The 22,087-nt window shown below is 44.8% G+C and carries 19 protein-coding genes; 5 read left to right on the forward strand and 14 right to left on the reverse strand.

Annotated features, from left to right (window positions below):
* Positions 1-238: 238 nt before the first annotated feature.
* From AC07KQ_RS09420 to AC07KQ_RS09455, 8 genes are all read right to left on the reverse strand, one after another.
* Positions 239-919, reverse strand: a complete 681-nt coding sequence (locus AC07KQ_RS09420) for a type 1 glutamine amidotransferase domain-containing protein (RefSeq protein ID WP_003570737.1) — start codon at positions 917-919, stop codon at positions 239-241.
* The gene (locus AC07KQ_RS09425) at positions 916-1,248 is read right to left on the reverse strand and encodes an ArsR/SmtB family transcription factor (protein ID WP_003566249.1); all 333 of its coding nucleotides are present in this window, start codon (positions 1,246-1,248) and stop codon (positions 916-918) included. The genes AC07KQ_RS09420 and AC07KQ_RS09425 overlap by 4 nt, the downstream gene beginning before the upstream one ends.
* Positions 1,249-1,459: 211 nt before the next feature.
* Positions 1,460-1,723 (reverse strand): hypothetical protein, encoded by a 264-nt coding sequence (locus AC07KQ_RS09430; RefSeq protein WP_016379384.1) that lies wholly within the window; start codon positions 1,721-1,723, stop codon positions 1,460-1,462.
* Positions 1,724-1,829: 106 nt separating this feature from the next.
* The gene (locus AC07KQ_RS09435; protein ID WP_480156548.1) at positions 1,830-3,485 is read right to left on the reverse strand and encodes an ATP-binding cassette domain-containing protein; all 1,656 of its coding nucleotides are present in this window, start codon (positions 3,483-3,485) and stop codon (positions 1,830-1,832) included.
* Positions 3,475-5,076, reverse strand: coding sequence for an ATP-binding cassette domain-containing protein (locus AC07KQ_RS09440; protein WP_016379385.1), 1,602 nt, complete (start codon positions 5,074-5,076; stop codon positions 3,475-3,477). The genes AC07KQ_RS09435 and AC07KQ_RS09440 overlap by 11 nt, the downstream gene beginning before the upstream one ends.
* 422 nt (positions 5,077-5,498) lie before the next feature.
* Entirely contained in the window at positions 5,499-5,897 is a 399-nt protein-coding gene (locus AC07KQ_RS09445) for an iron-sulfur cluster biosynthesis family protein (RefSeq protein WP_003566258.1), read from the reverse strand.
* A 91-nt stretch (positions 5,898-5,988) separates the two neighbouring features.
* Positions 5,989-6,282 carry a hypothetical protein gene (locus AC07KQ_RS09450; RefSeq protein WP_016379338.1) on the reverse strand — a complete coding sequence of 98 codons (294 nt, stop codon included), beginning with the start codon at positions 6,280-6,282 and terminating at the stop codon, positions 5,989-5,991.
* A 148-nt stretch (positions 6,283-6,430) separates the two neighbouring features.
* Positions 6,431-10,015 (reverse strand): LysM peptidoglycan-binding domain-containing protein, encoded by a 3,585-nt coding sequence (locus AC07KQ_RS09455; protein WP_173959227.1) that lies wholly within the window; start codon positions 10,013-10,015, stop codon positions 6,431-6,433.
* A 359-nt stretch (positions 10,016-10,374) separates the two neighbouring features.
* Here AC07KQ_RS09455 and AC07KQ_RS09460 point away from each other — a divergent pair, with 359 nt between their 5' ends.
* Together AC07KQ_RS09460 and AC07KQ_RS09465 are read left to right on the forward strand one after the other, a co-directional pair.
* Positions 10,375-11,136: a matrixin family metalloprotease gene (locus AC07KQ_RS09460; RefSeq protein WP_016379339.1), complete on the forward strand. Its 762-nt coding sequence runs from the start codon at positions 10,375-10,377 to the stop codon at positions 11,134-11,136.
* Positions 11,123-11,329, forward strand: a complete 207-nt coding sequence (locus AC07KQ_RS09465) for a hypothetical protein (protein ID WP_032675251.1) — start codon at positions 11,123-11,125, stop codon at positions 11,327-11,329. The genes AC07KQ_RS09460 and AC07KQ_RS09465 overlap by 14 nt, the downstream gene beginning before the upstream one ends.
* Here the strand turns inward: AC07KQ_RS09465 and AC07KQ_RS09470 are convergent.
* Positions 11,311-12,078 carry a DeoR/GlpR family DNA-binding transcription regulator gene (locus tag AC07KQ_RS09470; protein WP_016379340.1) on the reverse strand — a complete coding sequence of 256 codons (768 nt, stop codon included), beginning with the start codon at positions 12,076-12,078 and terminating at the stop codon, positions 11,311-11,313. The genes AC07KQ_RS09465 and AC07KQ_RS09470 overlap by 19 nt on opposite strands.
* 312 nt (positions 12,079-12,390) lie before the next feature.
* Between AC07KQ_RS09470 and AC07KQ_RS09475 the strand changes: the two genes are divergently transcribed.
* From AC07KQ_RS09475 to AC07KQ_RS09485, 3 genes are all read left to right on the forward strand, one after another.
* The gene (locus tag AC07KQ_RS09475; RefSeq protein WP_173959228.1) at positions 12,391-13,986 is read left to right on the forward strand and encodes a CAP domain-containing protein; all 1,596 of its coding nucleotides are present in this window, start codon (positions 12,391-12,393) and stop codon (positions 13,984-13,986) included.
* A 700-nt stretch (positions 13,987-14,686) separates the two neighbouring features.
* A complete protein-coding gene (locus AC07KQ_RS09480; protein ID WP_016379342.1) occupies positions 14,687-15,016 on the forward strand; it encodes a helix-turn-helix domain-containing protein in 330 nt (109 codons plus the stop codon).
* A gap of 372 nt (positions 15,017-15,388) precedes the next feature.
* Positions 15,389-16,036, forward strand: a complete 648-nt coding sequence (locus AC07KQ_RS09485) for a DUF4767 domain-containing protein (protein ID WP_173959229.1) — start codon at positions 15,389-15,391, stop codon at positions 16,034-16,036.
* Positions 16,037-16,180: 144 nt separating this feature from the next.
* Here the strand turns inward: AC07KQ_RS09485 and AC07KQ_RS09490 are convergent, their stop codons facing one another.
* The 5 genes from AC07KQ_RS09490 to guaA all read right to left on the reverse strand — a co-directional run bounded on the left by AC07KQ_RS09490 (position 16,181) and on the right by guaA (position 21,926).
* Complete coding sequence (locus tag AC07KQ_RS09490) at positions 16,181-17,017, reverse strand: abortive infection family protein (protein ID WP_016379344.1); 837 nt, start codon at positions 17,015-17,017, stop codon at positions 16,181-16,183.
* Positions 17,018-17,511: 494 nt separating this feature from the next.
* Entirely contained in the window at positions 17,512-17,739 is a 228-nt protein-coding gene (locus tag AC07KQ_RS09495) for a transposase (protein ID WP_152431422.1), read from the reverse strand.
* A gap of 413 nt (positions 17,740-18,152) precedes the next feature.
* Entirely contained in the window at positions 18,153-18,359 is a 207-nt protein-coding gene (locus tag AC07KQ_RS09500; protein ID WP_016379345.1) for a transposase, read from the reverse strand.
* 94 nt (positions 18,360-18,453) lie between these two features.
* Positions 18,454-20,265, reverse strand: a complete 1,812-nt coding sequence (locus tag AC07KQ_RS09505) for an RNA-directed DNA polymerase (protein ID WP_173959231.1) — start codon at positions 20,263-20,265, stop codon at positions 18,454-18,456.
* A gap of 107 nt (positions 20,266-20,372) precedes the next feature.
* A complete protein-coding gene (gene guaA / locus AC07KQ_RS09510; RefSeq protein ID WP_003566292.1) occupies positions 20,373-21,926 on the reverse strand; it encodes a glutamine-hydrolyzing GMP synthase in 1,554 nt (517 codons plus the stop codon).
* Between the last annotated feature and the right edge of the window lie 161 nt (positions 21,927-22,087).

A 22,087-nucleotide genomic window follows, 5' to 3' on the forward strand; every position in this document is an offset into this window, starting at 1 on the left:
AATAGAACTGCTGTGTGATTCACAGCAGCAGCACATTGACATGGACATGGCTTGGTTAAACTTTGTCATCACGGCGACTCCTTCCGAAGAAATTAGCAACAGCATACTTTTAAAAAAATAGTTCGTCAATGTGAAAATTTAAAAAATTGACTCATTGGCATTGCATCATCGTCATCATTTGGCAACAAAAGTTCGATGTATCAGTGCTTATAGGCAACATAAAATCAGCATTAAAAAACTAATGTTTGAGTTGCGGTACCAGTAAATCAGTCAGTGCTTTGACAGAAAATGGGTTTTGTCCGGTAATTAGCTGACCGTCTTGAACTGCAAACGACTTATATGCTCTTTTTTGTACAAAATGAGCATTGTGTTTATTTGCAACCGTTTTGTTTAAAAAAGGAACAACTTTTTGTTTACCGGCTAAAATCTCTTCAGCATGTGTAAAACCTGTGATCTTCTTACCAGCAATCAAATACTGACCAGCTTGGTCTTTGATATTTAGCAAACCAGCGACGCCATGACAAACTGATGTCACGTATCCTTGATGCTGATAAATTGCCAGCGCTATTGCTTGGAGTGCCTGATTGTCTGGAAAATCCCACATAACGCCATGGCCCCCAGTGAAATAAATGGCGTCATATTCAGCTGGATTGACTTGCTCTGGCCGTAATGATGCTGTCAAAGCGCGTTCTTGAAAATCGTGATCTTCATATATTTTCATGATTGCTGGGTTCGTATATTTCATGCTTCGTGGATCAAGGGGGACAAAGCCGCCTTTCGGACTCACATAGTCAACCGCGATGTTGGCTTGCTGCATCGCATCAACAAATTCTGCTGCTTCTCCCAACCACAATCCGGTTGGTGCATCTGTATGCTGATAACGGGTTGTATTCGTTAACACAACAAGTACTTTTGTCATTTTGCTGCCTCCTGAATCACGGATGTCACATCATCCAAAACTTGTTTCAGCTGATTAATTGAGCTTGTATCATGGGATAAATAATAATAATTCCGCGTTCCCTCGCGCCGGTATGCCACTAATCCCGCCTGCTTTAAGATTTTCAGGTGATGTGAAACCGCAGGCCGCGATAACGCAGTCGCCGTCGTCAGTTCACTTACGCGTTTTCCCTGACAAGGTTGATCCGCTAACAAAGCGATGATAATCGCTTGACGCTTTTCATCGCCCAGCGCGACAAGAAAATCACCAACATCAGATAGTTCTTTTTGCAACTGTTTTAGGCTTGACATTTCTTCACCCTTTCGTTTAATTATTTAAACCATTAAAGCATGTAATGTTGTTAAAGTCAATAAATCGACACTTGGAGGTGAGACCACGATTACTGGGATTTTCCTTCCACAGAAATGCGCTTGTCTACTCCTGACCGGCAACAAAAAAGCTGATCACAGCGTGTTGCCGCAACCAGCTAAACTGAACCAAAAATACCATCTGACTTGACGCCTATGCGTGCGCTGATTTGCGCATCAAAACTGCTAACAAGCCAATTCCTGCAAGTGTGAACAAAATTGCCGGCATCAAATTAGCGGCCGTAAACATCACGAAGGCCATCGTGGCGAACAAGCCGCCGATCGACAAACCAATGCCCCATTTTTGAACGGCTGTCAAGCTATGGAAAGAGGTGCGGAAACCTAGCGCCAGCAACAATGAACCAGCAAAAGCAACGAGTCCAAAAATAATGTGGCCTAAAATCAACCAGTTGAACATATGTGTCTCCCCCTTATCGTTTGCGGACAAATGCCAACTGCAAAAGCCCGTGTGTCATTTAAAAGTATGACGCCTTAACTATACGTGAGACTATCACCCCTGCCAACTAAATCTTTCGAGAATAATCACCCGGTAACATTTCGCCCGCCACATGGAGTTGGCCGTCCTTCAACACGACTGCATGATCCCAAAAACGGCTAATATCATGTCGATGTGAAATGACAATCATCGCCACCGGCAGCTGCCGCAAGAGGAGGCCAAGTGTCTGTGCCGAGGCCGCATCAAGATTTGCGAACGGTTCATCCAAAAGCAACATCGGCCGCTGATCCAGCAAAGCGCGGGCAATCCCAATTTTTTGCAATTCCCCAGCCGACACATTGACACCATCTTGGCCATGCACAGGCGTGGCCAGTCCTTGCGGGAGACGCGCAACAAAATCGGTTAGCCCAACTTGGTGTAGGACAAGTGTCAGTTGCTGATCCAATACCTGCCGGCCAAGCGTGACATTATTGGCCAATGTGTCCTCAAATAATGCAACAACCTGCGGGACAAAGCTCATGCTGTTTGCTGATGCCGCCAGATTGCGCTTGTCTGTATCTTCAAACTGAATCGTTCCAGCTTGTGGCACCAATAAACCTAGCATGAGGCGAAGCAAAGTTGATTTGCCGCCACCACTTGGACCAGTTATCAACATTTTCGCGTGTGCAGCCATGTCGAGCTTTAACTGTAGCTGGTTCAAAGTCGGTTGCGTAGCATCAGGATACGTGTAAGTGACATTGCGAAGAACAAATTTAGCTGGTTTTTGTCGCGACTGTCCACCTGCCAACTCCTCTTTATGCAGCGATTGGATCAACGGCAACAACCGTTTGGCAGACACCAAGTTGCGCGTCAATTCAGCATACTGACTTGGCATACTGTAAAACAACCAAGTAAAACTCGGTGTCAACATGGAAAATGCAGCAAATTGACCAATGGTGATGACCTTGAAGCCAACAAATAGCAGCTCAATGCCTAAAATCGCAATGTCAAAAACGAGCCCCAACGAAAATCCCATCACAACTGTTTTGACTTGTTGCATCCCCGTCTGATACTGTGCCTGAGAAAACCTCTGATAGGCGCCGCTGAATAGTTGCATACCAAACTGTTCTTTTTGATAGCTTTTTAACAATTCGCGGCCGTTCAAAATTTGCAAGAGGCTTTCCTGCATCTGACTATTCTCAATCTGTCGCTGATTTTGCACTGTTTGCAAGCGACCGGACATCATCTTCGGAATCAAAAGTGCCGTTGCACACAGACTGATGATCAATATCGTTAGTTGCCAAGAGCTGAATAGACCAAATGTTCCAGCAGCTAAAAAGGAAAAACCACCAACCACCAAAGCCGTCATGGAGCGCATCAACAACGGCGCAGCAGTCTGCGCATCCGTGGTGAACCCGTTGACCCGCCGCCCGCTAGCTTGATTGTCAGTTGCAATCGGCCCATTCATCAAAGCTGCCATCAATTGCGTTTGAATTCTTTGAATCAATTGATACTGACCGCGCGTTTGCAGCTTTGCCATCACAGAGCGACCTAACCCTATCGCCAAAGCTGTAGCTGCAGCTAACGTGATCATGCTGACTGTAAAAGCAGCATGTTGCATCACACTTTGAATCACTTGTGCCAGTGATAACTCAAGACCAGCACACCCCAAGGCCAGCAACCATAAAATCGAGACAAGTGGACTGTCAACAAGCCGCCAAACTTTTTTCAAATCAGTTATCATGGTGATCACCCACCTTCAACACCTGATCGGCCGCAGTCACAAAATCAAACGTGTGCGTAATGATCACAACCCCGCGCTTCTTAGCTTCCTGCCGCAGCAGTTGCATGACTGCCTGTTGATTAACCGCATCAATGTCCGAAAATGGTTCATCCAAAACAATAAATGGACGATCTGCGGCAATACCGCGAATAATTCCTAATCGGCGCTGTTCACCCGGAGACAATTGATTAGGTTGTAACGTCTGGTCAAGATCGGCAGCATACCGATCAAGTTGCAGTTGCTGTAATAATGCTGGCAACTTTGTCGGATCAGCCTGAGAAGCCAATAGCAAATTAGCCGTCACGGATGCCGTAAACATCACACTCCGCTGCGGCACAAACGCAAACAACGATGCTGACTTGATTTTAGCAGGCACACCCTGAATCTCGATTTTGCCGGTCGTTGGCTGCAATTCGTTGAGAATCAGCTTCAGTAAGGTGGTTTTCCCAGCACCATTTGCGCCGATCAAAAAGGTGATACCTTGATTATGAATTTGAAAATCCAAATGTTGCAAAATCTCCCGATTCGTTTGCGGATAATGGAAACTCACCTTTGTGCCGCGAATTTTGATCGTATCCGGCTGATAGTCCCTCTTCATAGGCGAAAATACCGGCATTACCTGCTGTGTCAGTCGTGGCAATACGCGATCAATAGAGGTTCGTTGCTGAGCCAAGAAACCAATCGTCGGCGCTAATCCCAAAAATGGCCATAGGATTGAACCCACGCCAGCATTCCAGGCACCTAACAGACCGGCAACTGAGCTGCCAGTGACGGTTAACATGGCAAAACCCACCATCAACGTTAAGACCTCAGCCAAATAGACGCCACCATTGAAAATACCGGCAAGCGCGCCAGAGGCCGTTGCCATTTGCCTCATGCTTGGCGCCGCTTGCTGAAAATAATGAGCGTGTCGCTGACGACTGTAAGCAAACACATTCAGATTGCGAACCACAGCGACATTTGCCAAAAAATCATTGAAAAACGCTTTGTGCTTGTCATCAATTTGAATAAAAGTCGTTTGCGCTTGATTTTGTTGACGAAACAAGCCCCGCGAAACACCGGCAAATAAACCGCCGAATGCTACAAACATCAATGCCAACTGCCAAGACTGCGTCACGACATAAATGACGCCAAGAAAAACCGTGATCCCAAAATCGACCAGTGGCAAAACCCCTGCATCCAAAAATTGCATGATATGCTGCGTGTCCGTTACGATCAGATTAGTAGCAGTTCCATTATCGGGGGCCTGTGTCGCGTCGTCTTGCAAAAAGTTAGCCATCAAAGCAGTCGCAATGTCACCACTGACTCGTCGTTTGAGACGTTCTGTGACAACGCCTGACAAAAAATAAATCCCAGTGTAGACAACCGCTGCCGCTAACATCCCAGCAAAAATGGCCACAAGCAAGTTGACCTGTCCTGAAAGTGCAACGGTCAAACCAAGCTGTATCAGCATCGAAATTAAAACGTTAAAACCATCAATCAGCACTCGTAGTGTCAGTAAGCCAAGCAACCAGCGATATCGGATAGAAGTGATTCGTAGAATAGTTTGCATGCTTTAAGTCCCCTTCAAGCGATTGGTCTGGCCAATCGCTAACTGGTGGGACTGCGCTTTTGGCAACATCATGCACCTACGCGACAGCTTCAAAACACACTTGCTCGCGGCCACACAAAAAGACGGCTTCGCAGCCGCCTTTAATCAACGCAAATAAAACATACACATGATTAACGACCAGAAGCATCCCCGCGAACCGCAACCAAAAAAATGATTGCCAACGCAGTCCCTGCGTTCAAATTTGATAGGGTAAAGCGTCCATTGATCCGCATTGGAAAATGCCTCCGTTCTGTTTCAAATTTTATTAGCTGTAGCTTAGCAAACGACAAAACCATCGTCAATTAATTTGCCTCATCAGCAACACAAAAAGTGTACCCATTTCATTTTCACTAATGCGCTAAATCATCACAGCACCAATTTTGCTAACAAGTTGCGCCGCTAACCATGATTCCCTTTTTGAAGGCTGCCAACACATCTGCACCATTGGCAATTCGAACACTGCCATCCAAATAAGCGTGAGCATCATCCTTAATGCTGATCGCTCCATTTTGAAAATCCATCGCTAAACCGCTGGCAAAGAAAATCATGTCATAGTCAGACGTGTATAGATCCAGACCCGCATCATTTTCCAATTTCACCTGATAGTCCGAATCCGGTTGATCAAGCACAATCAACGTAAACTTCGTCCCGATACTGCAGGCGCCGCCTTGCAACGAATACCGCCCGCCACCATCATCTGTAATCAGCAACAACGTCTTCTGATCAAGATGCTTCTTCTTCATCAAATCAACAAAAGCCTGCGATAATTTGATCGTTGCCATTGTATCGTCACCTTTCTTGTTACTTACTTTTAGTGTGACACTTTCAGGTGGAAAAATCAATTGTGCGCGAGTGAATTAACCATTCATTTGATCATACCAGTGATGAAACAAGTTCGATTGCATTTTGAAAAACGCCTGCAAGACTAGCTTGCTCATTGATGACAATCAACAACCCCTTCACCAACCAAAGCTGAACCGTCATCAGAAAAAGATGGCGGTCAGTAATTTGAATCCCAGATAAAGCCAAGAATTCATTCAAATATGCCGTCAGATCCTGTTTATTTTTCGGCATAAAACCTTGAAACAACGCCGCAAAGTCCAACAACTTCGGGCCAATCCGAGCTTCACCAAAGTCGATGACAACGACTTGCCCTGAGTTAGTCACCAGTAAATTCCAATCCTGTTTTTTGGAGAAAGAATCCTAAGATTATCCATCCAGATGTTTGATACTTTAGAACCACCGCAGGAATCGAACCCGCGTGCGAAAGAGATTCCGCAGCACCAGCGTGGTTGAAGATCATTTTAGGCAAACATTAATTGCCGTTGTAAGTCCCATCATTACCTGTAGCAACGGCGGTTGACGCTGCGTAGTAGTCACCCTGATCAACGACATAAACTCCGATAACAATATTCTTGAAACCAGAGTTAATGATGTTTTCGTAGTGACCGCCTGTTACGCCGTGATTGTTTTCTGGGCGTTCATCAACAATGTACTGTTGGAACATCGCATTGGCAATCAGCGTGCTGAGTTTATCAGCACTGCCGTCAACATCCTTTTTCCAGAGCGAAGAAGTCGAGATGTTTTCAGTGCTGCGATTCATGTAGACTTCGCCCTTTTGGTAGGTGACATCTTGCGAGCCAGTTGCTGGTGGATTGACCGGACGGGTGTGGCTGAATTTATACATAACTTCGACCGCGCGCGGCGCTTCCATCTTGTAGGCTTTTGGATCAGATGTGAGCACAGTCTGTGTACGACCAGTTCTTGCTTGCTCGCCATTAACCAGCACATTGAACTTCTTGGCAACTGCTAGCGTCAAATCGGCGTCAGTGTATGCTTCAGCTTGTTCAATGGAGACCTTCTGATCATTTGTCTGAATCTGTTTTTCTATGAGTTTCGTTGTCGCATCGTTGACACTCTTGATGGCGCCGATGATGGTTCCGGCAGCCTCAACGTTGCGCCAAATATTGGTTGTCGTGACCGTGGTAACGGTGTCCCAGTTGCCTGCGAGGGCCGTCGTAGAAGTTGGCGTAGACGAAACCTTGATATAACCAGTCTTGTCTGTCAACGGATAACCGCCCTCGTCCAGATCAACTTCTTTATAAACGGTCGTGGCTTGCGTTTTGTGATACTTGTTTGTGACTGTTACAGTCGTGGTGCCCCCACTAGAAAGCCATGTTGTCCCACTTCCTAGGAAGTAATAGCCATCTGTCGAAGTCAACACTTTGTTATTTTCATCAACATTAATCGTCTTGTTAATGACATTGTTACCTGTCGTATCCTTCTTCCAGATAATCGTGGTCGTGAAGGTGGTCGTCACATCTCCAGTTGCAGGGTCCGTGACATCCGTTGTCTTGACAGAACTGGAGTCCTGATTGTAACCATTCGTGTTGGTCAAAACCTTCCCTGACTCATCCAGGTTCACGGTTTGGTTCTTGATCAAACGCTGAGCCGTCTTTTCCCAAACAACGGTTGTGGTAACAGTTGTGGTAATGTTACCGGTCTTAGGATCCGTTGCATCAACCGACTCTTTAGAGCTGGATACAATTGAATAGCCGTCTGTATTTGTTAAAACATGACCCGATTTGTCCTCATTAACTGTCTTAAGATCGTACGTGTGTGTTGACGCTGGGGTCTCGTTCTTCTTCCAAACAACGGTTGTCGTAATGGTCGTGGTTATATTGCCGGTCGTAGGATCGGTGGTATCAACAGATTTCTTGGAACTGGATACCTGCGTGTAACCGTCCGTACTCGTTAAAACGTTACCTGACTCATCCACATTAACTGTCTTATTAACAGTGACGTGCGTCGGTGTCTCAGTCTTCTTCCAGACAACCGTTGTCGTAATGGTGGTGGTTATATTGCCGGTCGTAGGATCGGTGGTATCAACAGATTTCTTGGAACTGGATACCTGCGTGTAACCGTCCGTACTCGTCAAAACGTTACCGGCTTCATCCACGTTCAAAGTCTTATTGACAGTCACATGAGTCGGCGTCTCAGTCTTCTTCCAGACAACCGTTGTCGTGACTGTGGTTATGATGTCACCGGTCTTAGGATCAGTGGTGTCAACGGATTTATCCGAACTGGAGACCTTTGTGTAACCGTCTGTGCTGGTCAAAACATTGCCGGCTTCATCCACGTTCACGGTTTTATTGACAACTTGATGCGCAATCTTGTGATAGATATTGGTCGTAGTATAAGTCGTAATGGTATCACCATTAGCCAATGTTTCTACCGTTTTAACTGGGGTACCAGCCGTGAGCAACTTGTAACCAGTAAGATCGGTTAGGACCTGACCATTTTCATCTTTGTTAATCGTAACCTGCTTTTCGGTATCCTGTGGAACATGGATTGTTGGAATTGTCTTTTCTGCATCAGCAACTGTTTGCTGAACTGCTGGCAATGTCTGTTGATGGTCTGTCGTATCAACCTTGGATGCTTGTGTTTCAGCAGTTGTTATATTGGTCTTGGCTGCTTCCACATTGGTTTGGGCTGTGGTCAACTGATCCTGCCATGTAGCTATCTGGGTATCTAAAGTCTTAATCTTTTGATCAAGCTGGTTGATCTTCGTATTCAGATCAGCGAGTTGTGCTTTGACTGCTTGCGCGGCTTGACTATTTTGGCTGGCAACTGATGTCGGAAGTGCCTTTAAGGTCGTTTGTGCCTGTGCAAAATCGTTTTGGGCCGCCTTGGCTTCATTGTCAACGCTGATCAGTGCCTGATTAGCCGTGTTTAGATTTTGAACCGCTTGGTTTGCAGCCTGTTTGGCTTCTGCCAAGGCAGCTGTTGCATCAGCTAATTGGCCTTCATAACTAGTCAGCTTGCCTTGTGCAACTGCTAGCTGAGCTTTAACAGTCGTAATCGTTGCTTGTGAGTCCGGATTATCTTTGGTTTGCTCGGTCAACGTGTTCAGTTGATTCTGTAAATCTGTCATCTGAGCAGAAAGTGTTTTAACCTGCGCAGATGCTTGATCAACAGCAGCCTGCTTAGCATTCACAGCTGCATTGGCGGTGTCAAAAGCGGCTTGCGCTTGGGCCACTGCAGTTTGGGCTGCTGGCAATTTTGCTTGGGCCGCATCAACCTTGGTTTTGGCTGCGTCAACAGCAGCTTGGGCAGCTGTCCGCTTGGCTTGAAGATCGGTCAATGTTTGAGCATTCTCAGTATTGAGCAAAGCCGTCAATTTGGCTTCAGCTTCTACTTTGGCTTTTTCGGCCGCTGCTTTTTCAGCTTCTGCTTTCGCCTTAGCTGCCGCAGCTGCCTTAATGGCGGCGTCATTATCTTTGGCAATCTGATCAATACCTGTTCCTGAGGTAATTCCTTGCTGCCCAGCGCCAGAACCTGAGCCACCAATAGTTGTGTATTTCACTTCAGCCTGTTGCGCTGGCGTTAAACGTGCCGGTTTAGCTGGATTCAGATTAAACGTCTGATTCGTCCCGGCAGCATTTTGCGTCGTTACTGTTGCGTTGTCGCCACTACCTTGAAGTGACAACTTAGCACCAGCGTAAATCAAGTTCACGTTGGCAATCCGGTTGATGGCAGCCAGACGATCAACTGAGGTTGTAAAACCTGTGTGGTTCAGCGCTTCACTGATCGTTGACAGTGTATCGCCCCACTGAATGTCATAAACCTTACTATTTGAAGCCTTAATTTGCGCCTCTATCTGACTGACTGGCCGTAGCGTCCAAACTCGTCCATTGTTTGCCTTCGATTGTTGCGAAGTTGAGGGTTGATCGCTTGCATGCACAACCTGACCGCTAGTTGCCAAACTGAAGCCCGCTGTCCCCAATGCAAAAGCGGTCAATCCAATGGCCAACCAACCATGATGCTTACTATGAACCAAGGTAACCTTATGTTCTTTATCTGTAAGTGCTGACCAAAGTTGTTGTCTCTTTGCTCTCATCTTTACTCCTCCAAGTCTTTTTCATTCAAATACAATTGTTATTATACTTCCTTATTACCTGGGCTTGTAACTATTATTTAAAATCAAAGTGTTTTCTCATAAATGACTTTTCCCTTGCTCAAAAATCATTAGCCATTGTCCAATCTAAAGCTAATCTTGAGATCTTGTTTAGTGTGATTATTGACCGATTAATGGACAAACCATGTCATCAAATAACAGTAAGGTAAAACTTGTCAAAAAAGTGTCTAAATCCTGCGATATCCTTAAAAATTCAGTCCAAAGCTGCACGACAAACTGCGATAAGGTAACATACAATAACAGTATGCTTTTGCAAACTCATTTTGGAAACGAGGCCACTCATGAAACATCGCAACCGTTTATTTTGGCTGATTATGCTTGTGGCTGGGATCTTTTTAATCTATAGCACTGAAAGTCCGGTGCCGATCGCTGCTCGCAACACCGTCAAGCAGGGCATTAGCAATGTCTGGACCGCCACAACTGATACCGTCAGCACTTGGCTAAACGGCGGTCCGCGATCTGTCGCAAAAAATGGTGCGTCAATTGCCAGCACCGCGCCAAGTCAACCGAGTCAGGTACCTTCAGCCACACCGAGTCAAGCGGTCGATGCCACACCAGCCTTGAGTATTGTTCAAGGGCACCAACTTCGAAGTGTCTATTACTACCATTTTGATGACGACTTGCCACAGTCTGAACACGATGTCTTTTTAAAAGCCGTCAAAGCGTATAACGCAACGGGCATCGTCAAACTGGTTGCCGGTCAAGGTAAAAAAACCGATAACCAGATCACGTTTTCCAGTTATAAAAAAGAAATGTCAGCAGAGAGTTTTGGCTCAACGGAACTCGGTGCTGGCGGCCCGACAATTATTGTTGAAACCTATGGCAGCCAAGTCACTGTCATCAACCACGCCCGCGCCAGTCTGAATCTTTCTTATCCTTTACAATCGGTCAACGATGCAGTCGCGATGCACGAGCTCGGCCATGCGTTGGGACTCGATCACAGTCAGTCAAAAGCATCCGTTATGTATCCAATTACGCAAGGTGTTAGTCAGCTGTCGGCAGGCGATATTGCGGGATTGAAGGCGATTTATGGCAGTCGATAAAACTGTTTTATTTAAAACAGTCAATCTTGGTACTATCTGCATTTTTGTAAAAATTGCGTTACTCAAATCAGCATCATTATTTTTAAATGGGAAATCATTAAATACTACCAAAAACCTCGGGCAAAATTTTCAAATTTTGCCCGAGGTTTTTATTATTTGTCAAACTAATTTCCCTTACCAAACGGTCACTTGAATGACGTTGATACCTTTTCTGCGCGCTTGCTGCAACACCGCTTCATCTGCAAAACTATCTGTGATTAAAATATCAACCTTACCAAGATCAGCAATGTGATACTGCTGGGTAGCACCGATTTTTCGATAATCTGCTAGGCAGATGACACATTTTTTCGCCTTTGTAACCATCATTGAATCGATCGCTGCCGCCTCTGCATTACTTGAAGTTAGGCCACCGTCAACCGAGATACCATCACAGCCGATCACGGTGACATCGGCTATCCTTGACGACAAAAAGTTCAGCGTTACACTGCCAGCCAGCACACTTTTCTTTGTACTAACCCTACCGCCTGTAATCATAATCTTAGTGCCCTCATGCCGCGCACAAGCAGTTGCACACGGATTGTTGGTGATAACGGTCACTGGTATTTTAGCCAGTTCATTGATGACTTGCAGACACAACGAATTTGCGTTCATGAAAAGGGTGCTGTACTGCGCAATGTAATTGGGAACAGCCGCCGCAATCCTTTGGGCAATCACCGCCAAAGTTCTCTGCTCACCCCCACCTTGTCCGGCAATCGCTTCAACAAGACCGTTGTGCCATTTAACCCGCCCCATGGCATGCAATATTTTCAGGTCCCGCCTGATCGTGATTTCGGAAACCTTGAGCCGAAGTGCCAATCCTTTCACAGTTGCAATTCCGTGCCGATCAACCAGTCGTTCAATGTCAGCTCGCCGCGCTTGAACGTTGGCCAGTGAATTTTTCATTAAGCTTGCTCCTATATTGTGACTATTGAAGTTCCTGTCATATTGGTAACCCACCACAATTGTTTGCATGTTTGATTGCCAAATACCCTAAAAATGTGCAATCCCACTTTAGACTCAAGTCACTTTTCGCTTCAACGCCATCCGACTCGTTGTCTATCAAAACCAGCCTTTCACTTTCAAAAAACTGAAAAATAATCATAAAACCTGCAAATGATCTTATACCGCAATTGTGTTAACTAGGACGGTCAGCGTACACTTTTGTATGTTAATCGTAATGATTACGCTTTTCAACTTCGAAAGGGTGTGTTTTTTATGTCTAGTTCCTCGCATCTGCCACTCCCAAGTACCCTCATAATTGTAGCTGCCCTTGCCGGTGGTGGTATTGCCACCAGTACGCTGGTCACGTTGCCGGCTACCGTCAACGCAGCCAGTGACGCTGACGCAACGCCGGTTTACACTGACTTTTCAACTTTTAAGCCAATCGCCGGCCCCATCACGGTGGTCACCCCCGGCGCAACGCCAACGGCTCCGCCAGAAAAAATCAGCGCCAATGGTCATGATTATTTTTATAATTATACGTCCGGAAAACGGTTGCTCTACTTACCGATTGCGCAAGCCTATCAGCCAAACTTAGCGCACATCAAATCACTCGTTGACGCCGTCCTCCAACAAAAAGGTAGTCAGCATGATGATACAGTCGCTCAAATTGCCGCATCTGATCTTGCCAAGGCCATCCAAGCCGACTCAGTGCTCCGGCCCGATAACACTGCGAATAACAAAGCCTTCACGGACGCCGGATTAGTAGCTAAAGGCGGTTCGGTCGAAACATTTAATCCCGACCCTAGTGCCGTGAAGTGGACAGATGAAGTGGTGGCGAATCGCATCACCGCCTCCTTCCCCAAAGGCGCAACCAGTTACGGCCTCGCAATTGGTCGGCTGCCAAGTGGCGAATTTGTCGCCTACATCAACTACGCAGCAAAACCTACCGTCTCGAGTCAGGACACCTACACCGTTGCGTACAAAACCCTTGATGGCAAGTCGTTCAAGCCAGACGATCAAGTAGCCAGTGACAAAATCGCCGTCCTGCCATTTCCAGACTTTTCATACATCTACTGGAAAAAAGACGATGCTGCCCACACCGTCACCATGTACTATCAACCTGCCGATGGCGCCTATCAACCAGAGATGAGCGATGTCACCGACACATTCTACCGGCTACTAAACAAGGAGCGAGCCAACAAAGGTTTAGCCCCACTCAATCTAGACCCGCAGCTCCAAAACGCCGCGCAACAAACGGCCAGTGCCAACGCTAATCAGCTGGCCAACCCGCAGAATCCACGAACCGTCACGCCAGCAGATCCGTCATCCCCTGATACAAACCTCATCACATTATCGAGTGACACCATTCCATTCGAACACGACGAAGGCGAAGATGCAGAAGATTTAGTCGCAACCGGCATCCTGCAACTCGATGATCGTCCGGGCACACTCAACCTCGGCGACCTTTATCAACCAGATGTAACCGCAGTCGGTTTTGGCGCGACGATGGGCCAAGACGGGCACATGTACTACTCCATTCGACTCTCGGAGAAGAAAAACACGTCAACGAATGAAAATTCAGCTGATGATCCCTCACAGTCAGCTTCTGATCCTGCCACAAAGAACGATCAGGCAGGTGTTCCTCCAACGGCTGACAAACGAGCGAATGCTCCGAGCTCACCAACACCCCAAAAGACGAATGCGACTCCTTCAGCTGATAACGCCAAACATGAAGAGCAGAAAGCTTCCAAAGATTTACCTGAGACTGGTAATCGCGTTTTCGAAAAAGGCGGTATTGTAGGCTTCCTAATGTTGTTAGCGACATTTGGGCTTGGGATGGTTCAGAAGCTGCGATCGAAGCGGTTCTAATTCCGGCAATCTTTGAGAGAGAATCCTTCTGATCCTTTTATTAACCCCTTCACCAAAAACAACGTTGGGAATGTATCCCAGCGTTGTTTTTGGTGCTCGGTCAAATTTTTTAACTAGTTTAACTGGTCCACCTACTACAATCTAAAAAAGCACCCCATCAAATTGATGAAGTACTACTGCTGTGAAAAACAGCCAAATCCAAGTCGGCAAGTTATAAACTGCTGACTATTTAAGTCCTGTTTATCGTCGAAAACATGCCACCCCAAATGACCGCATTCAACTTTTCTAAACAGAACCTCTTTTATTTAATTGTGAGTCATGATAAGCGCCCCACGCACTTTTCAAGCTCACAAAACGATAACCGGCCACCATCTCACCAGCCACACCGTTATATCAATTCGGTTGACTACCCCGCACAAGACCTAATAGCATTGAAGGCTGTTGGCCCTGATGCTTTCTAGATATCGATTTTCCTAGCGATATCTGTTTTTATTATGAGCTATCGCCGCAGTGGCTAACTTAATGTCATTAGCCTACGTGCAACTTTTATGCAATGGCTATCCATCACACGTGTTATTATAAACTGATATGGTCTAATAAGTCCATATATATTTAAAAAGTGTTTCAATTAGCACTAATCCTTCAATCCTGAGTCAGGTAGCGTTGATATTATGACGAATGCCTGATAGGGGGTTAAACGGTGTCATTACAAGAAAAAATTGCACATCGAATTCACAACCTGCGCCTCAGCAAATCAATGACGCAAGAACAATTAGCCGAAAAAGCCAACATGGACGTCTCCATGTTGGCCAGAATTGAACGCGGCAGTCGCGGCGATATACGAATCAGTACCTTGGAACGAATCGTGAAAGGCTTGGATGTCAGTTTGCAGGAATTTTTTACGTTTGGTGATGACCAAGATGAAGTCATGACGCTGGCTGCTTCTGTTACCCTGATCAAGGATCCGGAAATGATTCGGGCATTGCAGAAGATTGTTGATGCGGCGCTGGGTAAAACTATGAAGCGCTAAAACTTCGTGCCTGCCTCTATCTTACACAACTAATGCTTTAATTTTTTGTCGATAAAGAATCTAAATTAAGACAATATTCCTTTCACTATGTGACTTCTTATTCCCCACTAGCAATTAGACCAATTTGATCACGTTTTATCGTATTAAAACTCGATTATTTTTTTTACCGGTCCCGCCTCTCGTCGCTCAATCATAGATTGTCATTCTGTCATTTAGTTGGTGTGCAAGCGACATGTACCTTCTCTTGCCGCAAAATAACGTTCTCTTCTCTTTGCTGTGTTCAGGACTTGCTGTTTTCAGAACAGGTCAGTTAAAGCATTACGCCGTTCATGTATAATAGCTTCTGGAAAGTCATTACTTTGGAGGTCTATTATGCAAAAATCATTCATTGCTGTTTGTACGCTTTTCCTTGGATTAGGATTGGTCGGGTGTGGTCATCAGCAACAGGCAAGTCCTTCAAGCGGTTCAAAGAAAACTAGTCAGCAGACTTCAAGCAGGCAGGCTTCGCAATCATCCTCCCGCTCAAGCAAGATCGCTTCGAGTAGCAGCGATGCCAGCCACTCAACCACCAAGCAACCCCTCTGGTCTAACGCCAAAAGCGCAAAGCTAGCTACTTTCATGGCCAGCTGGAGCAAAACAATGGGGCAGCAATACGAAAGCTACTGGCAAGGGCACAGTGTTGATATGTACGGGTTGAAGATTCCCGATGAATTAGGTCAAGCTGGCAACAACCAACCCGGCTCCATGGCAATGGCGGTTGGTGATAAGGCGGTCACCTGGGCACTGAGCACCAGTGGTGAAAGCAATGCTGAATATACAATTGTCGCAATCTATTCAGATGCGGCCCATGAACCTTACCTAGGGAAACATGTTTATCTTTTTACGTTACACAATGGTCAGCCAGAGGTGCTCGTGACTCAGCAGAATCAGGGTAATGACAATAACTGGTTGTATTTTAGTGAGACGCAGAATCAGGAGTTGCGGATGGGATTTGCGAAGATTGTTCAGGGAGACTATTAATTTTAGGAGCAGGGGTACATTTAATTGTACATGAAATCGGTCTAGCATTCTTCTGAGGAAACGCTGGACCGATTTTTGTTGAAATTAATTAATTATACTGTAGTATTATGCCACGACTCAGTTTCGTTCCGACCATGTCCCTCCTCAGTTACCAAAGTCTTGATCAATCTGTTCGCTCGCCTTACACTGATCTACCCTTTGGACGGTCTCGGTCAAGAAGTTTATTAAAACACTTGCAGAACCGACAGCAAGGTTAGCATACCTCCGCGGGACAACAACTGCCCCTTCCTGAGTGTGGCCTCTACCATGTCCCCTTCCGAATTGATTCCGTAATTCATTCATTCCGTTTGCAACTTGATTTAAGTTGCCGAGTATTTTTGCCGAAATCAAACCAAGAGAATTTAACCTGTCTTGTTTATTTGGAGTCAAACCTAGGACATCATTGACCTGACTCAACAATTTTGTCATATTTGCCTTCTCTTGATAATGAATTCCATAATGTTCCAAAATTCGCTTATAGACTGTCTCCAGAAGGTCTTTCGTCTGACCAATGACAGATGCCGGATTTGAATCTGCATTACTCATCAATTCACCAATAAGACTAGTTAGGTAGAAATCATTTGAAAGACTTGAAAAATCTATTCTACTTAAATCAAAAACAGAATCTTTTTTCAAAGGGGCTATCATAGTCTTTATCATCTCATATTGTTTGGACTGACTACCTATATATTCATCTTTATTAGGCATTACCAATTCAATATAGTCGACAAGATCTCGTGTAAGGTGAAGCACCGTATTCTCATCTTCGTGAAGAAAAAACTCATCAAGCGAGGCTCCTTTCGAGCCTCCATACTTAGCTTGCACATCAAAGCCAACTGACTCAATGGTAAAGTTCGCCATTGAACTATTGCTGAAATCTAGAACGTATCCTCCTCTATTAAAAAAAGATCCGAGCATAGTTCGCGTAATACGTGCTAACAAGGACTCTCCCCCCTTCTAACACTATCTTACTTTTAAAGGTATCCTAAGGGTCACCTATCAAGCCTGAATCGTTCGGATACACCATTCAGTGTCATCAGCCTCATCGAGATTGTATATTGCTGAATAGTGATGACTCAGCCAATATAACTTTACATTTATATCATCAAAGACTTACGACTTTATATGACTTCTCCTTCCTCCTGATGACTCCAAATCATGATTTCTGCTGAGTAGTTCATTAAGATACCTTTTTCTGTACTGAGTTTTTAACGTGAATTATTCACAAGCTGTCGTTGACTTAGCAATTACTTGAAAATGTGAAATACAACTCTGTTATTTTGCCTAAAAGTGATACTTGAAAGACTTTGAACTAAGCCAAATAAGCTCAGCAGATTTTCTTGCTTGATTGGTGGCTGTTCAGTTGGTATTGATTATAGCCGCAAGTTTTGGATCATTTTAAACAAATGCCAAAACCAGTAACGGTAAACATGATTCTAGACAAGATGGATCTCAATCTGATGGGCACGGCGGGCGACTTTCCCAGCAATATGAAATAGACTGAACCGCAACGAGGCCATGGTGATACCCCAATTTTCCGGAACTAATAACAGTTTGAATAGCTGAATCAGGTTGTAGGCTGCCCCGCTGATCAAAAGTCTGGCAGTGTTTCGGATAATGTCGGGGCTGTCGGTTTTGTCAAAACCAGTCTTGAGTTCCTTGATGTTGTTTTAGACGGTTCCGCGACCCTATTAGGCCTTGAAAAGGGCAGTGGGATCACTTTCAACCATATTGGTCACTAGGAAAATATGTGTCCAAGCCACCACTTCACTCACCTACTTTGTTGACAGAACGCACGATCACGCGATAAGTCCGTGACCAAGTGGCCGGTTGATAGGCAAGCGATCTATAAACGACTTTTGCTTCGTTTAAATCCAGCGGCTCGTCAGTCATGCACTTCAGCTTCGGCTAAATGTCCTAAACAAGGATTGGTCTTCAGTCGTACAACGAAGTAAAAGTCTCGTTCATCACATGCTTCATAAAATGCCGGTGCTGATAACCCAGAATCTCCCGGATGACCACGTCCACGCCGTCTGGGAGCGCTTGAAGGCGGTCAAAGGTTGCTTGGACGAATCGATCAGTCTTTACTGGTATAAATGTTGTCAGGCCGGGCCAAGTCATCCAACAGCATCCTGAATTGGTAGTCAACCAAGATCTGAGGATGGTAACCTTTGGCCATATAGTGGGCGTTGTCAGCTGAGGATTCCTGCTTGCCAAATGTATCGGCATGAGTCGAGTCGATCTCCACCACAAACTGTGATTGATGATTATGTTGAAAAGACAAGTCGGCAATTTACCAAAGCAACTTCCTTAGCTCATCCAAATTATTGGAAGGAATGCCACCAAAGAAGGGCGATAAAGAGGGTTGTGAAACCAGCTTATCCTGTCTTAGGTTGACTATTTTTTTGTGATTTCATAGCAGTTAAAGTTGATAACCTCAAGAATTCAATAATCCCCAGTTTATCCCACTGTATCTTTGATCCATTGTTAGAAATAAATAACTTTCTAATGTTGTTATCGTCAATATGACCGTCCAATGATATCCATAATTTGCTCAATGGTAACCACCACTTTGTTTGAGATACAGTAGTCCAGTCATCAATCACTCTTATGATTGATTTCGCAATTCTAGTATTAGCTTTTTTACTTTTGCGTTTAATCATCACACAAAGTAAAAGCGGGCTCAAATCTTCTGTGCTTTTCAAATATCTGGTAATAACTCTGCCAGTTTCTCGAGAAACACCAGCAATAGTTAACACATAAAAATACCAAACTTCCAAATCTGTATCCGAAAAGTTTGCCCTGACATAATCAAATTCTGAAAACAAACGATCCCAACATTTGCGTTTAGTTTTGGAACTAACCGAGTTGAGAACTGCATCAATTAGTTTATACACTTGCATAGAAACCAAAGGAAGAACGTATGCAGTCTTGACAAGAAATTCTAACAATGAAAGGACAATTTGATCATTATTAAAGTTTATCAAACCCTTTACAACTTTATTTTTAAGCACAGTTAAAACTGCTTTTAAGGTTGGAATATCGTTATCTTGGAGCATTTGTGCAAGAGTATCATGAATACGCAAATAGTTCTTAAAATTAAAGGAGATTCTTTTGTGACGATGAAGAATCGATCCTAACCTCGTATAATTTTCAAAGTGGGCTTGTTTTTGGATTTCAAATCCTTTATAAAGTTTTATTTTATTCTCATTAAACGATAATTCATGATCTCTAAAAATCTTGATCAAATCATTCTTTACGATTTCCAGATCAGTAATGTTCTTACCAAAAAAACGATAATCATCAACATATCTTGTAAAAGTTACTTTCAATTTCTTCTTCTCTAATAAATTGGATATCTGTTGATCCAATGAAAGTCGCAGAAGTTCTGACGTAATCTTCGAAGAAATTGGGCCTTGAATTATTCCTTTCGTATGATTGTCGTTGATTTTTTGATTATATTCATCTATCCATTTTAGGTATGACTTTAACTCTGGGTCTGACTTTTCTAAAGAACTCGGAAGACCAAACAAATTAATGTGAGCCAGTAAATGAGTATAGATATTTTCAAAAAACTTACTCAAATCAATTTGCAAAATATATGGATACGTGGCCTCTATTCGAAGTCGATGTAACTTGCTTTCTTCAAAAAAGTTATTTGTCTGGTCATACCCAATAAAGCCAATCGCTTCATCAGTTTGTTCATCGACAACGTCATAAAGCATTGCTGAGAACAAACCGTCTCGCCCAATTATTGGTGATTCCGAATGGCTAGTTTTTCCTTCCAATCTGTTTGTTTTTGAATACAGGTGGTTCAAGGATGTTTCAGCCACCATCAGGCTATTATACGTAAACATTAATGAATGTTTAATGTTCGGAATTGCCATCGGTCGCCAAGAATCATCAGCTTTTAATGTAAAGAACTTCACTGACTCTGCAGCCCAATTGTCCCCAAAAATATATTCAGGAGGATGAATACCCTTGTCCAATCTATCAACAAGGTGTGTGGTGTCATTGATTTTAAAAAGAGTTTTCTTTGGATGCGAAACTATTTCCTCAATTAGCTTGGTTAACGAATCTTTGTTAAATACTTCATCTAAAAGAGGCGGTAATTGTGTGGCAAACATTCCATGCATCAAAGTAAATACGTCTTCCTGCTCGGATACACTTAAAGACGCATCCTTTAACATTTTGCACCTTTTTCTCAGAGTTCAAGTAAAAAAATTGATAAAGAAAAAACCGAAACATAAATAGTATATCATTCCGTTTCGGTCATTCAAATTCTATTTTGTACCGGTCATTCCCACTCAATCGTTGCCGGCGGCTTGGAAGTAATATCATAAACCACCCGATTAACGTTCTTAACCTCATTCACAATCCGGCTTGAGATCTCCTGTAAGACATCCCAGTTGATCCGGGCAAAATCAGCGGTCATGCCGTCAATTGAGGTGATGGCGCGGATGCCAATGGTGTAGTCGTAGGTTCGGCCATCGCCCATGACACCGACGGATCGGAAGCCTGGTAAGACGGTAAAGTATTGCCAAATGTCTTTGTCCAAGCCATGCTTAGCGATTTCTTCACGGAGGATATAATCGGAATCGCGCACGATTTCGAGTTTATCTTCGGTAACTTCGCCGATGACGCGGATGCCGAGGCCTGGGCCTGGGAATGGTTGGCGCCAGACGAGGGCGTGGGGCATGCCGAGTTTTTCGCCGAGTTCACGGACTTCATCTTTGAAGAGCTTGTTCAGCGGTTCGATTAGCTTGAACTTGAGGTCTTCTGGCAGGCCGCCAACATTGTGGTGAGACTTAATGGTCTGAGCGGTGTCGGTACCAGATTCAACCACGTCGGTGTAAAGTGTGCCTTGGGCTAAGAAATCGATGCCGTTGAGCTTGGCTGCTTCTTCATTGAAAACTTCGATGAAGTCGCGACCGATGATTTTACGTTTCTTTTCGGGATCAGTAACCCCTTTGAGGTCGCCGAGGAAGCGATCTTTGGCGTTGACCTTGATGATGTTCAGGCCGAACTTGCCTTTGAGGCTTTCCATGACTTGATCGGCTTCGCCTTTACGCAGTAAGCCGTGATCAACAAAAATACTGGTCAGCTGGGTGCCGATGGCTTTGTGCAGGAGCACGCCGACAACGGATGAATCAACCCCGCCGGAAAGGCCGAGGAGAACGCGCTTGTCGCCGACTTCTGCCCGAATCTTGTCGATTTGTTTGGTGATGAAGTCGTCCATGCTCCAGTTGGCTTCAGCCTTGCAGATGTCGAAGGCAAAATGGTGGAGGATTTCATGGCCATATTGCGTATTTTGAACTTCAGCATGGAATTGGATGCCGTAGAATTTACGATCATCGTCATCCATGGCACTGATTGGACAGTTGATGCTGGTTGCGGTTCGCCGGAAGCCTTCTGGTACGCGGGTCACGAGGTCGCCGTGGCTCATCCAAACGGTTTGATCTTTTGGCAAATCGCGGAAAAGCTTGGCGCTGTCATCGGTAACTTCAATGTCCGCTTTGCCGTATTCACGGTTATCAGCCGGTTCAACATCCCCACCGAGCCGTTGTGCCATCAGCTGCATGCCATAACAGACACCCAGAATCGGAATGCCGAGCTTGAAAAGATCCTCATCAACACCTAACGCGCCTTCGTCATACACACTGTTAGGACCGCCTGAGAAGATAATGCCTTTAGGCGCAATCTTCTTGACTTCCGCTGCCGTGATCGTATGAGGCTTTAATTCAGAGTAAATCCCAAATTCCCGGATTCGCCGGGTGATCAATTGATTATACTGACTGCCATAATCGAGGACGATGATCTTGTCGTAATCCTTGTTCTGGTCATTTGCCACAGTCCGCCACACTCCCTTGTTTGAATGCACTAATTTTACAGAGTTTTCACATGTCGGTCAATCACGGGTGAGAAGCCTCTCATCTAAGCGTTGCCAGCGATAGGCTTCAGAAAAGCCAGGCGTGTCCGACACTGCTAGCCAGTTGTTTATCAACTGACTTA

The sequence above is a fragment of the Lacticaseibacillus sp. YLM2-1 genome (assembly GCF_056583465.1).

Excerpts from the sequence above, each read along its gene's own strand:
- AC07KQ_RS09420 (WP_003570737.1), bottom strand. The coding sequence starts at position 919 with ATGACAAAAGTACTTGTTGTGTTAACGAATACAACCCGTTATCAGCAT.
- AC07KQ_RS09425 (WP_003566249.1), bottom strand. The coding sequence starts at position 1,248 with ATGTCAAGCCTAAAACAGTTGCAAAAAGAACTATCTGATGTTGGTGAT.
- AC07KQ_RS09430 (WP_016379384.1), bottom strand. The coding sequence starts at position 1,723 with ATGTTCAACTGGTTGATTTTAGGCCACATTATTTTTGGACTCGTTGCT.
- AC07KQ_RS09435 (WP_480156548.1), bottom strand. The coding sequence starts at position 3,485 with ATGATAACTGATTTGAAAAAAGTTTGGCGGCTTGTTGACAGTCCACTT.
- AC07KQ_RS09440 (WP_016379385.1), bottom strand. The coding sequence starts at position 5,076 with ATGCAAACTATTCTACGAATCACTTCTATCCGATATCGCTGGTTGCTT.
- AC07KQ_RS09445 (WP_003566258.1), bottom strand. The coding sequence starts at position 5,897 with ATGGCAACGATCAAATTATCGCAGGCTTTTGTTGATTTGATGAAGAAG.
- AC07KQ_RS09455 (WP_173959227.1), bottom strand. The coding sequence starts at position 10,015 with ATGAGAGCAAAGAGACAACAACTTTGGTCAGCACTTACAGATAAAGAA.
- AC07KQ_RS09460 (WP_016379339.1), top strand. The coding sequence starts at position 10,375 with ATGAAACATCGCAACCGTTTATTTTGGCTGATTATGCTTGTGGCTGGG.
- AC07KQ_RS09465 (WP_032675251.1), top strand. The coding sequence starts at position 11,123 with ATGGCAGTCGATAAAACTGTTTTATTTAAAACAGTCAATCTTGGTACT.
- AC07KQ_RS09470 (WP_016379340.1), bottom strand. The coding sequence starts at position 12,078 with ATGAAAAATTCACTGGCCAACGTTCAAGCGCGGCGAGCTGACATTGAA.
- AC07KQ_RS09475 (WP_173959228.1), top strand. The coding sequence starts at position 12,391 with ATGTCTAGTTCCTCGCATCTGCCACTCCCAAGTACCCTCATAATTGTA.
- AC07KQ_RS09485 (WP_173959229.1), top strand. The coding sequence starts at position 15,389 with ATGCAAAAATCATTCATTGCTGTTTGTACGCTTTTCCTTGGATTAGGA.
- AC07KQ_RS09505 (WP_173959231.1), bottom strand. The coding sequence starts at position 20,265 with ATGTTAAAGGATGCGTCTTTAAGTGTATCCGAGCAGGAAGACGTATTT.